Origin of the sequence: Flavobacterium sp. N502536, from assembly GCF_025947345.1 — a bacterium.
In the GTDB taxonomy this organism is placed as follows: Bacteria; Bacteroidota; Bacteroidia; order Flavobacteriales; family Flavobacteriaceae; genus Flavobacterium.
In genome coordinates, this window is sequence record NZ_CP110011.1 from 4671999 (window position 1) to 4687554 (window position 15556).

The window sequence follows — 15556 nt, forward strand, 5'->3', positions numbered from 1 at the left end:
TTTCATTACGTTATTCTTACTGATTAAAAAATAGATCTAAATATTCACTTTAATATTAGCGATTGTCATGCGTACAGGTTCCATGAGTATTGGCGTAATTTTTTCCATTTTGTCTTAAATCATTAAATGCCTTAAGATTAGCATCCTTTTGACTAATTGTAGAAAAATATATATGAGCGGGAACCGTATACGTCTCAGTTGATCCAATAAATCCAATTCCGCAATTGTCTCTGGTAAAATCTTCACTTGTTTGTGCATTGTAAAATCCGCATTCCCCTCTTGCATTGGCGTAATTCTGCCCGTTTTGAGCAACATCCTCCTGGGCTTTTATATCGGCTTCAGCCTGTGATGATTCTGACCAATGAATACCGGCAGCAACAGTATACGTTACAGGAGCGCCCCATTGACCCGCAGGGCAATTATTTTTTGTAAAAATGCCGCTTTTGGCTGTATTGTAAAAACGACAGGCCCCACTAGTATTGACATTGATTCGACCCAATACATCACACTTTTTAGCTGCCCGATCATCTGCATCAAATTGTGACTCCCTCGACGTAACTTCTCTCGCTGGTATTGTATAATCTAAAGAAGTCCCTACACTGCCTGAAGGGCAATTATTTTTAGTATAGGATCTGGTAATCGCTACATTCCAAAATGTACAATAGCCCTTTGAATTAGCATTTTCCAGACCGTTATTATTAACATCTCTTTGCGCCAAATCATCTGCAGCCACTTGCGACTCTCTTGAGAAATGACTTCCAGCGGGAACGGTATAGACTTCCGTTGAACCTACTCCACCCGGTGCACAATTATTTTTAGTAAACGAACCACTTTTTTCAGTATTGGTGAAAGTACAATACCCTTCTGTATTTGCATTGGCCCTACCATTTGAATTAAATAAAGCCAATCCTTTTGAATCAGCATCAGCCTGTGAATCTTTTGAGGTTTCGGCACCTGCAACCTGACTAAAGAATTCGTCTGAACCAACACCACCAACAGGACAATTATTTTTGGTAAATGAACCACTTAGAGCGATACTGCTATAGGTACACTCTCCTTTACTATTGGCATTGGCCTGACCATTTGTATTGAATAAAGTCAGTCCTTTTGAATCTGCATGAGCCTGTGAATCATTTGAAGTCTCGGCACCTGCAACCTGATTAAAAGGGACACTTGATCCTACTCCTCCAGCAGCGCAATTATTTTTGGCAAATGAACCACTTAGGGCTATGCTTTTGAATGTACAATACCCATTAGCATCGGCATTGATCTGACCGTTTGTGTTGAATAAGGCCAATCCTTTTGAATCGGCATCAGCCTGCGAAATGGTCGAAGTATAGGCCCCTGCCACCTGACTATAAGTAAAACTCTGACCTGTTCCTCCGGCAGGACAATTACTTTTGGTAAACAATCCGCTTCTTGCTGCACTTTTATAGATGTACTCACTGGTTGAAGTATTATCGCTACAATCAGTCTGTTTCCCCTTATAATTATAACAGTATTTTTGAAGTACATTTAATTCATAATCCTTTACAAATTTTAATCTGCCAAAGGAGTCATATTCATAGTAAGAAGGTATTCCTTTTGGATCTGTTACACTTGTTACGCCAATCAATGGATTATAAGTATAGGAAGAAATAAAAGCGTTTGGCAATGAACTTCTAAATGTCCTTAGACCTTCTCTCAGTTTTTGTTCTGTACAATTATCTGACAAACAATTATCGATATCAGCGTTAGAGAGTGTTTGTAAATTTGTTATTGTTGCTGACGGAATCAGGTTATACACAACATTTTCGATTTTGGCAATAGGCTGTGTTTTATTATATCCCCAAATAATAGATACCGGTATACCACTCTCTAAAGTATATTGTAAAATATTTCCTTTGTCATCATACTGATCATACGTCATTTTTTTATCTAGACTTAAATCAATAGAAGATCCTCCTTTATTTGCGTAAACAGATCTTGGCAACAATAAATTACCTGTCGCTGCACTTTTGTCATAAACTGTCTTTTGTTCTGATAATTTAACCCCTTGTTTAAAAACTTGTGTATCCAAAACTTTTCCAATCATATTCTTAGCCATTAACTCATTTCTAAATGGTTCTGATGCCATATCAGAGTCTGAAGGATAAAAGTATTTGGTCTCAATAGTGGCCTTGGTATCTGTTACCTCTTGTTTAGAAATTGTAACGGTTTGTGAACTTAATTTTAAATGAGACGGATTGTTGTACTTATAGGTCGTTATTGTAGTTACAGGATTTGAACCCTGTACATCATATTGAGTGTTTGATTCAGATTCCAGATAAAACCAGTACGAATTGGTCGTATACTTATTGATATTCAAATGTTCAATATTTCTATAGTTTGGACTAGTGAAATGATATAATGCATTGTATTTGATCTCAGTAGCCACTCCAGGAATTTTGCGCGTATATTGATCCTCCAGTTTATATTGGTTTTCAACTATGTTTAAATTATCTAAATTCTTATTGAAAATCCTTTTTATATGTAACAAACCATTTTTCCAGCTCAGATTGGTCCAGGGAGCAGAGGTCAGATAACTGTCAAGGCACAGATAAGGAGGGATATCCGCAGAGATATAGTACTGAAATTCTTCACCTCCATTTTCAAAATTTGTCCCTCCATGACTCACCGTTACATATTCATAAGTGGTGGAATTGTTTCCCATTGATCGGTACAAAGGATAAATACTGTTGGCATTAATATTCATGAATGTAGCCCGTGTCTCTACATTCCAATAATTTGGAAGGCCTGTATTTTTGTCACAAAATGCCCTCTGTTCAGTAAAGTTTATCAAGTTTATCGGAATTCCTTCTACACCGGTTGACGTAAAACGACTTTCTTTTTTACCATAATAATAGTGTTTAACATCAGTACTGTTAGATGCAGTATCGAAACTGGTAATTTTTGCAATTCTTAATCCTGCCACAGGAATGTTAGCTTTAGATTCCACTCCGCCGCCTTTACAATAAGTAAAATTTACATTTCCTGTGGTTTTAGCATCAGGAGAGAATGTAACAGATATTTTATAACTATTGTTTTTAAGAAACGTATAGGGTATTTTTTTAGGTTTATTGTGCTCATCAGCAGTAATAGGAAAAGAACTAAGCAGTGGGTTTGTTAAATTTTCAACTTTAAAAGTAAGCCATAATTCTCCTACCGGAAATGTACCCTCTGTGAATTCATAATCATTATAGAAAACTCTTGCCAGTATTTCGGTCTCGTGATCTGCTTTACTTTCAAAGACAAATTCTTCAGTTTTTTGCTCCCGATTATAATCCGGTTATAAAACGGGATATTTTTCGGTTCAATTTCACAGGAACTTATGACAGTTCCCCATACAGAATTAGCTTCGTATTCAAAATCATTGTAGCCTTTAGTAGGGTATACGACTCTTTTTAATATTCCCTTTTTAGCAAAGTCCATATAAGGGCGTTTATCTCCATATGATCTCCCACTAAGCCCATTTTTTACAAGATCAGTTTGTGGATAAAGACTTTTATGAATAACAGCATCAGGATAAGTACCTGGCTTACCGTTATAGTATCCCCACAAGTCTCTCTGATCAGATAAGCGGGCAACCAGACCTTTAGGATCTTCATATTCAAAACCATACTTCTTTGAAGCATCCTTAAAAATACATTCTGTTAGAAAAATCCTTTTATCGGCTGTAAAAAGATACTTAAAATCAGCTTTTTCAATTACATTTAGTTGTCCTGCATCAAAGACCTGAATCCCTTCTATTAAAAAGTTCCCCGTCACGTTCGGATTTCCCGTCAGTTGAAAAGACACGCTGCCATACTGAGATTCAGTACTACTGATGCTTTCTATTATTTTCCCCATAACATTTAAGTGGTTTTCACTACGATTTGTTCGACCTCGAAAAGGATTGCTTAAACAATTTAGCTCTTCACTCATCTTTATTTCAAATGACTCACTAATATTAGAAATAAAACTATAGTTTGAATCTTTATAAGTAAAATTAACTATATCTCCTTCGGGATGAATGATCTTAGTCAGATACCATCCCGTAGCAACAGTCTGTGGAGCTTCTACATTTCCCCAGGTACTATACTCGGTATTGGTAAATTGATACTCAACTCCATCCTCCGTTGTTATCTTAAAACCGGATATAACACTGGTTCCCAGTTTTTCAATTTTTAAATTATTCTGCGAAACTAATACTGCTTTACCACTATTGTCAAAAACAAACTGTCCGGATTGTCCCTGAAAATTATAGGAATACATATCGGGCTGTGTATCACTAAACTGGTTATTCTCTATGTAGGTAAAGAAACTGTCTGTACAATGCATATCTTCAGAAATGGGAACTATTCGTTCATCATCATCCTTCCCCCTCACTATTCGATTGATAATTCCTCCGGTATTCAGATTCCATCCTAATCCAACATTCGTTTCCATTTGATCTACCTGTATACCGTTTGAATTATAGTTCAAACTAATAGGAATTGCTATATTTTTAGTTTTATAAGTATATATAGGCACACTTATATTTGGAGTCCCTGTAAAAGTTCCAACATCGGCCTGTCCGTATCTACCCAATTCATAAGCTGTAGGCGAGGGTGGTATAATTTGTGGCACTGACTGAGCATTACCTTGTGCAAACACTTCGAGTGAAAAGAGCAAAAAAAACAGACCGCTTTTTATTTTTAAATTGTACATTTTTACTTTAACTTATTTTATTGATTTAATCACTTTTACTGACTCGGTTTTGACATCTGTTCTGATTTTAATGATATAGATTCCTTCAGAATAGTTGCTCAGATTAACCAGTACAGTTCTGTTGTTGATATCAAACTCTTGTAAAGTACGTCCGCTGATGTCTATCAAAGAGGCGGTACCTTCTTTAAAATCATAACCAATAATGATGTTGGTGTAAGTTGATGCAGGATTTGGAATGGCTTCGATACTGGCTTTTACTTTTTCAACCTTTGTTTTGTCTTTTAATTTTACTACCCAAAAATCATTGCCTCCAATGCTGCCGTTTCGGTCTCTTGATGCAGCTGAGTTCGAGGTTCCTGCCATCAGATAGCCTCCATCTCTGGTCTCGATTAACTTTCTGAGAATATCTTCTCCGGCGCTGCCTACAGTTTTGTTCCAGATTTCTTCTCCTTTGTCATCTATTTTCATGGCGATGTAGTCATTGATACCTTCTTTTTCTTTGCTGACGGAGTTAAGTGCTTTGGCTACGATCCCTTCACGCGGGCGTCTGCTTTCACTTTGTGCATAACCGCCAATGAGGTAACTTTGATCTTTGTTTTCTACCAGAGAAGTCAGGATGTCAACCTTTCCAAAATCATAGGTTTTACTCCATAAAACACCACCGTCCTTATCCAGTTTAAGAATCCAGTAGTCAGTTCCATTGCCTACAATTCCTCCCATAGTTGTCAAAGCATTTTTACTATTGGAATTTCCTCCTGCAATATAACCACCATCGATGGTTTGGTGGATAACATAAGGTTGATCGTCACCCTCAGCACCATAGGTACTTTGCCATTGAATTTCACCGGTATCCGTTATTTTGATGATCCAAAAATCTCCTACTCCTTTATTGTTCTCTGTTTTATCCCCTGAAACCGGAGAGTTAGAATAACCCGCCAAAATATAGCCATTGTCTGAGGTTTGTTCCATGCTTCTCAGTACGTCCGCATAAGCTCCTCCATAAGTCTTTTGCCACTCGACATCGCCTTGTTTGTCCAGTTTGACAATCCAATAGTCCATATTACCACGGCTTTTTTCTGATTTGTTAAACTGATCTGCTTTTGTGGTTGGTTTGGAAATTCCGTTTGGTACAGCAAGTGCATTACCCGAAGGATCTGAACTCGATGAGCCTCCTAACATATAACCTCCGTCTTTGGTTTGAAAAGCACATAAAAGTTCGTCCTTCCCTGCACCTCCAATCGTTCTTTGCCATTGTTCACTGCCTGAAGCATCTAATTTTATCACCCAAAAATCAGTGATTCCTTTGCAATTTTCCTTTTTTTGAAAGCCTCTCCCTGAACTTGAAGTTCCTGCAAGAATAAATCCGCCATCTCTGGTATTTTTAATACTCTGAAGCAAATCAAACCCCCTTCCTCCAATGCTTTTCTGCCAGACCAGATCTCCTTTTTCACTCATTTTCCAGATCCAGTAATCGAGATCCCCATGATTATCGTCGTCTTTGTTTCCGGTTTTGTTAGACAAGGAACTGCCCGCCAGAATAAAGCCATAATCGGCCGTGGGTTGGGCGTCAAACAGGTAATCGGCATGCTGTCCACCATATGATTTTTCCCAGAGAATGTCCTGGGAATAGGTAAAAATGGGTAACAATAATAAAAGTAACAGGTAATTTTTTTTCATAAAATATTCTGGTTTAATCTCTTGAGGAATTAAATTATGAGGCCAAAACTAATACACTATCTTCTATTTCTTTTACGGCTTTCCACAATAGACCAACTTTTAGTCAAAAATTTAACAATTAAAATAAAAAACCAACAGAAAAACCGATATAAGACTAAAAAACACGGATATATTCCTAATAAAAATAAGCTTTACCAGAAGATTGACTTTTGAATAAATACGAAAAGCAAAAACTCCTTTACTAAAATTCTTAATCCAAAAAAAATGCGCAACGATCCTTGATCATTGCGCATTATAAAACTTCTACCCTATGTCGGATTTAAAGAAAGTAACTACCAGCCCTTTACCGCTCCGCCTTTAAACTCGCGAACAGCGGCCTGTTCTACTTCAGCAGATTGGAAAGCCTGTACAAATTGTTTTATTTTTTCTTCTTTTTTATTGTCATCACGGCTTACGATTAAGTTGACGTAAGGAGAATCTTTATCTTCTACAAATAGGGCATCACGAGCCGGAACCAATCCTGCCTGCGAAGCAAAAGTATTATTGATAATCGCAATGGCAACATTCTGATCGTCTAAAGCACGTGGCAATTGTGGCGCTTCCAATTCTAATATTTTCAGGTTCTTCGGATTCTCCGTGATATCCGTCACTTTAGGCAATAAACCTACATTCGGACGAAGTTTCAATAATCCGTTTTTCTCCAAAAGCAACAAAGAACGACCTCCGTTTGTCGGGTCATTCGGAATAATAATGGTGCTTTCATTTTTCAATTCCGCAAGACTTTTGATCTTTTTAGAATAAGCCGCAATTGGATAAATAAAGGTCTTTGCAATAATGGCCAGTTTGTATCCGCGTTGTTTCGATTGCTCGTCCAGATAAGGTTTGTGCTGAAAAGCATTAACATCAATATCTCCCTGACTCAAAGCTTCATTTGGAATCACATAATCGTTAAAAGAAACCAGTTCTACTTCAAGACCGTATTTGTCTTTGGCAACTTTTTGGGCAGCTTGTGCTACCACATATTCCGGACCGGCCGCTACACCAACTTTAATATGGTGTGGGTCGTTAGTTTTACTTTTTCCGCAATTGGTCACAACAATTGATAATGCCACAATTCCGGCTGTTTTTAAAAAATTTATCTTCGTAATCATTCTTTTTATTTTTTACTATTTACTATTTATTTTTCACATTTAATATCTCACATCAAACATCTCACTTTTCACTCCATTCATTACCTATGATCAAATCGCTTAGACAATGCATCACCTGCAAACTGAATCAGGAATACCAGAACCACCAGTAAAGCCAAAACCGAGTTCATTGTTACAGCATCATAACCAATATAACCGTACTGATATCCCACCTGTCCTAATCCTCCTGCTCCAACAGCCCCACCCATTGCAGAATATCCTACAAGTGTGATTAAAGTAATCGATGCCGCATTAATTAAGGAAGGCAAAGCTTCCGGAAGCAATACTTTAAATACAATTTGCAAAGGCGTAGCCCCCAAGGCACGTGCTGCTTCAATTAATCCTGAAGGAAGTCCCAAAAGACTATTCTCTACCAATCGTGCAATAAAAGGAGCCGCTCCAATACTAAGCGGAACCAATGCCGCACTTACACCTATAGAAGTTCCTACTAACCCACGGGTAAACGGAATCATCCATACAATTAAAATGATAAACGGAATCGAACGAAAAACATTCACCAAAACCGATAAAAAGCGATTCAATACCGGCTGTTCTAAAATTTGATTTTTTCGTGTCAAAAAAAGCAAAACACCCGTTGGAAGTCCCAACAGAAAGCCAAAAAAACCGGATACAAAAGTCATCACTATCGTTTCCCAGGTACCTTTCAATAATAATTCAATAATGGATTCAGACATAACCTATGATTTCTGTTTTAATATGTTTTGAAATAAAATACTGGATCGCAGCATCGTAATTTTCACGTTTACCCGACAATTCAATCAGCATCACACCAAAATTAACTTCTCCTGCCTGATCCATTTGCGCGCTGACAATCTTAAAATTCGTATCAAACAAACGCGAAACCTCAGAAATAACAGGCTCATTAACCGATTTCCCCGTCATTTCAAGTCTAAGTAACGGATTCAACCCCTCACCATCTTCCTTTTGCAGTCTTTCCTGATAGACCTGCGGAACATCAAGATGCAACGACGAAGCAATAAATTCTTTTGTCAGTTCGTGCTTCGGATCTGCAAAAATTTCCCCGACACTTCCCTGCTCTATTAATTTTCCATGACTGATTACCGCTACTTCATCACAAATCGATTTTACTACTTCCATTTGGTGTGTAATGAGCAGAACCGTAATGTTCAAACGTCGATTAATATCTTTCAGCAAGTTTAAAATTGATCTTGTTGTTGCGGGATCCAGCGCACTTGTCGCCTCATCGCATAACAGTACTTTCGGATTATTGGCCAGCGTTCGCGCAATCGCAACTCTTTGTTTCTGACCACCCGAAAGACTGGCGGGATAATCGTTTGCCTTTTCTTTTAAGCCTACCAATTCCAATAATTCTAAAACACGAACCTTTATTTCTGATTTTGAAGCACCCACAAGTTCCAGCGGAAAAGCTACATTTTCAAAAACCGTACGCGATGAAAGTAAATTGAAATGTTGAAAAATCATTCCAATTTGCCTTCTTTCAATTGCCAGCTGGGCGTTTGATAATAACATTAGTGATTTTCCATCCACAATAATTTCTCCCGAAGTGGGTCTTTCCAATAAATTCACACATCGAATTAAGGTGCTTTTTCCCGCTCCCGACGTTCCTATTACTCCAAAGATTTTCCCCGGTGGAACTCTAAGCGAAACATCTGACAAAGCCGAAACTACCCGGTCTTTCTGATGAAAATTCTTAGTGACATTTTTTAATTCAATCATTCCGTAATTCAAGTTTAAAAACAAAAAAGCCTCTCAAAAAAATCATGAAAGGCTTCTCAAATAAATAATATCATTTTATATACAAGCCAGATCAGTTAACCTCATAACAGCATCACAACACATCATCATGTTGCAGTTATCATAGTTCATATTCTGGTCTTTTTTTCTCATTGCTGCGGCAAATTTAATGAGTTATTTTTAATTTTAAAGCATAAACACGTAAAACTTTTATTAACCTATCAAAATAATAGACTATAAACATGCTTGCCTGTGATTAACAAAATGATTAAACCCATAAAAACATCGATTTTAGGTATAAAAAGAGAACGAAAGAATGATTGTTGATTTCAGATCTACAAAACCTAAAAAAACAGATAATACTCAGTACTTACTAATACCAAATCAGAAATCAAAAATCTGCAATCGTTAATCTAAAATCTTAAGGCATCCAATAAGATCGCCAACTGAATACAAGGCAAATCCGAACGATTGCTCCAGGCATGATTTGTTCCTCTTTGCACCACTATATCCCCAGCCTGTAATAATGTTTCACCTTCATCAACAATCAGATAAATTTCTCCCGAAAGGATAACGATATAATCCAGCGTATCCGTTTGATGCATTAAAGGATGTGGTTCACCTTCAGCTGCCACAATACCCAGAGAAGCATCCGGCGGAATCTGAACATAACGAAAGTAACTTCCGTTTTGAGGCGTATGAGGAAAAGCCGTATTCTCAATAACCTTCTCCTCATTTAAGCGAACAGGCATACTGTCCGTTGACCAGATATCTGATATGATAAGTCCCGGAAAATGTTCTGAAACATTAGACACCAGGGCATCCTTTTCTATTATCGATTTGCCATTTCGTATTCCTGTAACGATCCTCCTCGGAATTGTTTTCATAGTGGGTTGATTTGCATGATTAATTTCTTTCCATTCGTTCTGTTTTCGCGAAGCACAGCGTGTGCTTTCAAAACTGTTGTAACTTCTAAATTGCCCATTACTTCAATATTTGGCGGTGCAATTAACTGCTGTTCCAACAGGGAAGCCAACTGCTCCAGTCCATTTTTATAATAATCATACCTTTTTTCAAGGCCGTAGGCATAGTTTGAAATATTGAGAATCGTTGCACCTTTATTAAAAAGCACTTCACGCGATTCCGAAGTCAAAAAATTCGTTACATCTGCATAAACGCCATTTGTTTTTAGCAGTCGGGCTGCTGTAAGAGCAATAGCATTTCCCACCAAATCAACTACAAAATCAAACTTCTGATTGTTATGGAGCATCAAAGCCGTTTCGTAGACATCCTCTTCTTTGTAATTAATGATTTGTTTTTTAGTCAAACCAATTGCCAGCAATGCTTCAACACTATTTTCATTTCCGGCCATAACAATAACATTTTGATATCCCTTCGCCAAAAGCAGTTTTATAAACATTGCACCTACTCCGCCTGCTGCTCCGGTTACGAATATAAAATCTGTAGTTTGAGCTTTCATACGATTCAAACATTGTAGCGCAGTAAGTCCTGCCGAAGGAATTGCAGCAGCCTGTTCAAACGAAACATTCTTGGGTAAGTGCATCAAAATTTCCGAAGGAATACAAATAAACTCGGCATAGGTACCATTTGATCCCATACTTCCCGAACCACAAAAAACGGCATCCCCAATTGCAAAATCTGTCACGTTCTTTCCAATTTCCGTTACGATCCCCGAAAACTCCCGTCCTAATACCGGCGAATGCACTAATTTACGTTCCATAACATTTTCGGTCATCTGATAATCGATTGGATTAAAACCCGCAGCGGCAATTTTTACCTGAACCTGATTTTCGGATGGCTGTGGAGTACTGATTTCCTCCAACCGGAATTCTCCTTTTTGATCTAAAACAATTGCTTTCATTTTTATACATTTATCCTACGAAATTAGTATACAAATGACTTATTTTTGCTACTAGTTAACTCCGGGTAACCGGTTACTTAAGAGAAACTAGTATGGCAAAAATTAAGGATAACGGAACGCTTCGCGAAGCCAATTGCTCAGAAGAACTAATGGCAATGCGCGATAGTCTCGATGTACTGGGCGGAAAATGGAAACTGATGATTTTACGTTTTTTAACCAACCGTACCCATCAGATTATTCATTTTAAAAAAATGCAACGCGAAATTGAAGGTATCTCGGCCAAAATGTTAAGCAAAGAGCTAAAAGAGCTCGAAACCAATTTGCTTATTTCCAGAACTGAACAGCAAACCAAGCCCGCTATGGTCGTATACGCTGTTACAGAATATGGAAAATCTGTGCTGCCAGTTACTGAAACTTTGGTGCAATGGGGTTTAAATCACCGTGAAAAAATAATTGAAACCATAAGTAAATAAAACCAACACCCTATTGGTAGCTTGTTTTAGGGAAATTAAAAAAAAGCACATAGAAACATCGATACTGTATCTCTGTTTCTATGTGCTCATTCTATTTTATGAATCAGAATTACTACAGACTATCACAAGACAGCACTTTCTTATTCCAATTCCAACTAAAGTTTATTTTTTATCAATTTTATACAGTCTACCGCCATCCGTAACCGCATACAAAGCACCATCATTTCCTTGGGTAATATCTCTGAATCGCTGATTTTCTGATACTAATAGTCTTTCTTCACCCACAACCTTATTATTGTCTATGGCAAGACGAACAATATGCATACCGCTTAAAGCCCCAATAAAAAGATTATTCTGCCATTCAGGAACCCGATTCCCCGTGTAAAATGTCATACCACTTGGTGAAACTACCGGATCCCAATAATAAACCGGCTGTTCCATGCCGTCTTGCTGCTGGATTCCGGCTCCAATTTTATCTCCTCCATATTCAATTCCGTATGTAATGGTAGGCCATCCGTAATTTGCTCCAGCCTTTAAGCGGTTGATTTCGTCACCCCCACGTGGCCCGTGTTCCGACAGCCAAATTTCTCCACTAACCGGGTGTAGTGCCAGTCCCTGTGGATTTCTGTGTCCGTAGGAATACAATTCAGCTAGTGCTCCGGCCTGAGTAAATACAGGATTTCCGGATGCTGCCTGCCCCTCTTTTGTAATTCTCAGCACCTTACCAAGGCCTGAGGTAAGAGATTGCGCCAAAGGTCGTGTCTCTAAAACCGAACGTTCGCCGGTACTAACCACCAAATTACCTGTTTTATCAAATAAAATACGTCCACCGTAATGAAGCGTGCTTGCATTGGCTGGTTTTGCTCTATAAATGACTGTCACCCCTTCGATTGTTTTTTCATTGGCAGATAATTTTCCTTTGGCTACCGCTGTGTTGTTTCCTCCTCCTGTTGCTTCCGAGAAAACCCAGTAAATCATTCGATTGGTTGCAAATTCAGGATCTAAACACAATCCTAGCAAACCTCCCTGCCCTCCGGCATTAACCGCAGGAATACCCGTAATCGGATCACTCACTACTCCCGCAGTAGTAACAATACGCATCGTACCTGTTTTTTGCGTGATCAGCAAACGGCCGTCCGGAAGACTTTTAACGCCCCACGGACTTGTAAGTGCACTCGTAATTACCTTTGCCTCATAAGGCGTGTTTGTTTGAACACCATTGGTACGGGTTTGTCCCGCAAAAGCAGGTTTATAAGTCGTATTGGCAGGATTCCCCTCGACAGGATTTGTAATAGTGCCCGGATCGGTTACAACTTCTTTGTCATTTGAACAGCTCAGAAAAGTGAACAAAAGTGCCGAAAGAACCGCAATAGATTTTGTATTTTTCATAAGAAATAGATTTAGTTAAAAAAGGTTTGGGGGTAATTGTATCAAATATCTACAATTCAAATCAAGAAACTTTATATAATTCACCCGAAAAGTTATACAATTATATTGTTAAAGCTTTCTAATTAAAATCGAACTACATCTCAACATAATAAACTGAAAAGCAATACTTCACCCCCTGAAATCGCTTTGTTTTACCGGCATCAGCCCAACAATTAAATCTTAAAAAAGGGTTAATAATGGTCGATTCTACAATTATTCTTTTATTTTTGCAATCATCAGATGATGTGATACATACATGAAAACTCTTATCCAAAAAAAATCGCTTGCAGAAGAAGTTGCTTCAAAAATTCAGGAGCAAATTACCATGGGTCATTATAAAATTAATGAAAAATTACCCATTGAGGCTGAGTTGATGAAAAGTTTTGGTGTTGGTCGTTCGTCTATACGAGAAGCCATGAAAATCCTTGCCAACTCGGGCTTTTTGCGCATTCAGCAAGGTGTGGGTACTTTTGTAGAACAACTTACGAGCAATCGCGAACCAATGGATCAGCGTATCATGCGCGCCAATGTTCAGGATCTTGATGAAGTGAGACAAATACTGGAAATGAAAATTGCTGAAAAAGCGGCCATTAACAGAACGAATGACGATATCGCAGCCATGCAAGAACATTTACACAACAGATTGATTGCCGCTAAACAAGGTAATTTAGAAGAATGTGTTGAAGCCGACATCCAATTTCATATTGCCATCGCCAAAGCTTCAAAAAATGAAATTCTTGCCGACTTGTATAAATCAGCGTCCGTACATCTTAAAAAAGGTTTTTTACACCTTTATACCGACACCAAAATATTCGAGGAAACGTCGGCTGTACACCATCAACTTTTAGAAAATATTATTGCACAGGATCCTAAAAAAGCCTGGAACACTGTTGCAAAAATTATCGGACATATCAATTACTAATTTTTTACTCATAATCATCAGATGATCTGATCTATTATTCTTTATGAAAACAGAAACTACTTTTACCAATACATTAGCCGGATCGAAGCAATTGGCCCAGCAAACCGTTTTCTCTATTTTATTTACCATCAGTTTTACGCATTTTATCAACGATATGCTTCAGGCTGTTATTCCTGCGGTATATCCTATTTTAAAAACCAAATTCAGTCTGACCTTTACCGAGGTGGGGCTTATCACGCTGACTTATCAGCTTACCGCCTCTATCCTACAGCCTTTTATTGGTTTTTATACCGACAAAAAACCACGCCCCTATTCCTTAGCAATTGGTATGGGGTTTACTCTTGTGGGTCTGGCAGCAGTAGCTGTGGCTTCAAGTTTTGTTAATATTTTACTTGCCGTAAGTTTAATTGGTATCGGCTCTTCTATATTTCATCCTGAATCTTCACGTGTTGCCCATTTGGCTTCGGGAGGAAAAAAAGGTCTTGCCCAATCGATTTTTCAACTGGGAGGAAATGCCGGAAGTGCCATCGGACCTTTGCTGGCTGCTATAATCGTGGTTCCTTACGGGCAGTTTAACATTATCTGGTTTTGCTTAGCCGCGATTGTGGGTATTGTAATCCTTTCCGGTATTGCCAAATGGTATCAGGAACATTTGAATCTTAAAGCTTTAAACAAATCGGCTGTTACAGAAGAAAAACCTCATTCGCTTTCCAAACAAAAAGTTATATTTTCTTTAGGGATTTTACTGGTTCTAATCTTTTCAAAGTACTTTTATATGGCCAGTATGACAAGCTATTATACCTTTTATCTGATCGATAAATTTCACTTGTCTGTTCAGGAATCACAAATTTATCTTTTTGCTTTTCTTGGTGCAGTAGCTGCAGGAACGCTGTTTGGCGGGGCATTAGGAGACCGTTTTGGGCGAAAATATATTATTTGGATTTCTATTTTAGGAGTTGCGCCTTTCACGCTATTATTGCCTTATGTTTCGCTTTTCTGGACTGGAATTTTATCGGTGATTATTGGTTTAATTATCTCATCCGCTTTCTCAGCCATTCTGGTTTACGCGACAGAACTTGTTCCGGGTAAAGTAGGTTTAATTGCCGGGCTTTTCTTTGGACTGGCCTTTGGTATGGGAGGATTAGGTTCTGCTGTACTGGGAAAATTAGCCGATACTACAAGCATTGAATATGTGTTTAAAATTTGTGCTTTTTTACCCCTGATAGGAGTTTTGACCAGTTTACTTCCTAACATCGAAGGAAAAAAAGGAAAACAGTAGTTTATTGGCGATAAGTCACTAAGAACGTGCTCAACTTTACAGTTATTTTTTACCACAGCTTAAAAGGATTTGATGGATTTTTTATAATCTTCAAAATCGTTTAAGCTGTGGTTTTCTTTTTGTGAAAAATCCGGTTCTCAATCCTTAAAAAAAGATTAAAATTGGAGTTTCTTCAGCAAATACATTGCTTTACTAATATTAATTTTTACATTTGTGTTATTTTTAACTATTCTAAATAGATTGTTCTTCGCAAGCTGTTTT

12 protein-coding genes are annotated in these 15556 nt (G+C 38.0%); 3 read left to right on the forward strand and 9 right to left on the reverse strand.

The genetic code is table 11. From position 1 onward, the window contains the following. Positions 1-55: 55 nt before the first annotated feature. From OLM61_RS19525 to OLM61_RS19560, 8 genes are all read right to left on the reverse strand, one after another. Positions 56-2977 (reverse strand): DUF5977 domain-containing protein, encoded by a 2922-nt coding sequence (locus tag OLM61_RS19525; RefSeq protein WP_264524261.1) that lies wholly within the window; start codon positions 2975-2977, stop codon positions 56-58. Positions 2978-3180: 203 nt separating this feature from the next. Then, a complete protein-coding gene (locus tag OLM61_RS19530; protein WP_264524262.1) occupies positions 3181-4707 on the reverse strand; it encodes a SpvB/TcaC N-terminal domain-containing protein in 1527 nt (508 codons plus the stop codon). Between the two features lie 12 nt (positions 4708-4719). Then, the gene (locus tag OLM61_RS19535) at positions 4720-6384 is read right to left on the reverse strand and encodes a T9SS type A sorting domain-containing protein (RefSeq protein ID WP_264524263.1); all 1665 of its coding nucleotides are present in this window, start codon (positions 6382-6384) and stop codon (positions 4720-4722) included. Positions 6385-6716: 332 nt separating this feature from the next. After that, positions 6717-7535 carry a methionine ABC transporter substrate-binding lipoprotein MetQ gene (gene metQ / locus OLM61_RS19540; protein WP_264524264.1) on the reverse strand — a complete coding sequence of 273 codons (819 nt, stop codon included), beginning with the start codon at positions 7533-7535 and terminating at the stop codon, positions 6717-6719. 80 nt (positions 7536-7615) lie between these two features. Then, entirely contained in the window at positions 7616-8269 is a 654-nt protein-coding gene (metI, locus tag OLM61_RS19545; protein ID WP_264524265.1) for a methionine ABC transporter permease MetI, read from the reverse strand. Next, complete coding sequence (metN, locus tag OLM61_RS19550; protein WP_264524266.1) at positions 8262-9293, reverse strand: methionine ABC transporter ATP-binding protein MetN; 1032 nt, start codon at positions 9291-9293, stop codon at positions 8262-8264. The genes metI and metN overlap by 8 nt, the downstream gene beginning before the upstream one ends. A 431-nt stretch (positions 9294-9724) precedes the next feature. Continuing rightward, complete coding sequence (locus OLM61_RS19555; RefSeq protein WP_264524267.1) at positions 9725-10198, reverse strand: cupin domain-containing protein; 474 nt, start codon at positions 10196-10198, stop codon at positions 9725-9727. Further along, entirely contained in the window at positions 10195-11193 is a 999-nt protein-coding gene (locus tag OLM61_RS19560) for a quinone oxidoreductase family protein (protein WP_264524268.1), read from the reverse strand. Before OLM61_RS19560 ends, OLM61_RS19555 begins: the two co-directional genes overlap by 4 nt. A gap of 92 nt (positions 11194-11285) precedes the next feature. On the opposite strand from OLM61_RS19560, the gene OLM61_RS19565 reads away from it, so the two are divergent. Continuing rightward, complete coding sequence (locus OLM61_RS19565) at positions 11286-11666, forward strand: winged helix-turn-helix transcriptional regulator (protein WP_264524269.1); 381 nt, start codon at positions 11286-11288, stop codon at positions 11664-11666. A gap of 162 nt (positions 11667-11828) precedes the next feature. On the opposite strand, the gene OLM61_RS19570 is transcribed toward OLM61_RS19565, so the two are convergent. Further along, positions 11829-13055, reverse strand: a complete 1227-nt coding sequence (locus OLM61_RS19570) for a PQQ-dependent sugar dehydrogenase (RefSeq protein ID WP_264524270.1) — start codon at positions 13053-13055, stop codon at positions 11829-11831. Between the two features lie 295 nt (positions 13056-13350). On the opposite strand from OLM61_RS19570, the gene OLM61_RS19575 reads away from it, so the two are divergent. Both OLM61_RS19575 and OLM61_RS19580 read left to right on the forward strand, forming a co-directional pair. Further along, complete coding sequence (locus OLM61_RS19575) at positions 13351-14016, forward strand: FadR/GntR family transcriptional regulator (RefSeq protein WP_264524271.1); 666 nt, start codon at positions 13351-13353, stop codon at positions 14014-14016. A 43-nt stretch (positions 14017-14059) separates the two neighbouring features. After that, positions 14060-15295 carry an MFS transporter gene (locus OLM61_RS19580; protein WP_264524272.1) on the forward strand — a complete coding sequence of 412 codons (1236 nt, stop codon included), beginning with the start codon at positions 14060-14062 and terminating at the stop codon, positions 15293-15295. The last annotated feature ends 261 nt before the right edge of the window (positions 15296-15556 follow it).

Bases quoted from the DNA above. Each gene is read 5' to 3' on its own strand.
- OLM61_RS19535 (WP_264524263.1), bottom strand. From the start codon at position 6,384: ATGAAAAAAAATTACCTGTTACTTTTATTATTGTTACCCATTTTTACC.
- OLM61_RS19580 (WP_264524272.1), top strand. From the start codon at position 14,060: ATGAAAACAGAAACTACTTTTACCAATACATTAGCCGGATCGAAGCAA.
- OLM61_RS19530 (WP_264524262.1), bottom strand. From the start codon at position 4,707: ATGTACAATTTAAAAATAAAAAGCGGTCTGTTTTTTTTGCTCTTTTCA.
- metN (WP_264524266.1), bottom strand. From the start codon at position 9,293: ATGATTGAATTAAAAAATGTCACTAAGAATTTTCATCAGAAAGACCGG.
- OLM61_RS19570 (WP_264524270.1), bottom strand. From the start codon at position 13,055: ATGAAAAATACAAAATCTATTGCGGTTCTTTCGGCACTTTTGTTCACT.
- metI (WP_264524265.1), bottom strand. From the start codon at position 8,269: ATGTCTGAATCCATTATTGAATTATTATTGAAAGGTACCTGGGAAACG.
- metQ (WP_264524264.1), bottom strand. From the start codon at position 7,535: ATGATTACGAAGATAAATTTTTTAAAAACAGCCGGAATTGTGGCATTA.
- OLM61_RS19560 (WP_264524268.1), bottom strand. From the start codon at position 11,193: ATGAAAGCAATTGTTTTAGATCAAAAAGGAGAATTCCGGTTGGAGGAA.
- OLM61_RS19555 (WP_264524267.1), bottom strand. From the start codon at position 10,198: ATGAAAACAATTCCGAGGAGGATCGTTACAGGAATACGAAATGGCAAA.
- OLM61_RS19575 (WP_264524271.1), top strand. From the start codon at position 13,351: ATGAAAACTCTTATCCAAAAAAAATCGCTTGCAGAAGAAGTTGCTTCA.
- OLM61_RS19565 (WP_264524269.1), top strand. From the start codon at position 11,286: ATGGCAAAAATTAAGGATAACGGAACGCTTCGCGAAGCCAATTGCTCA.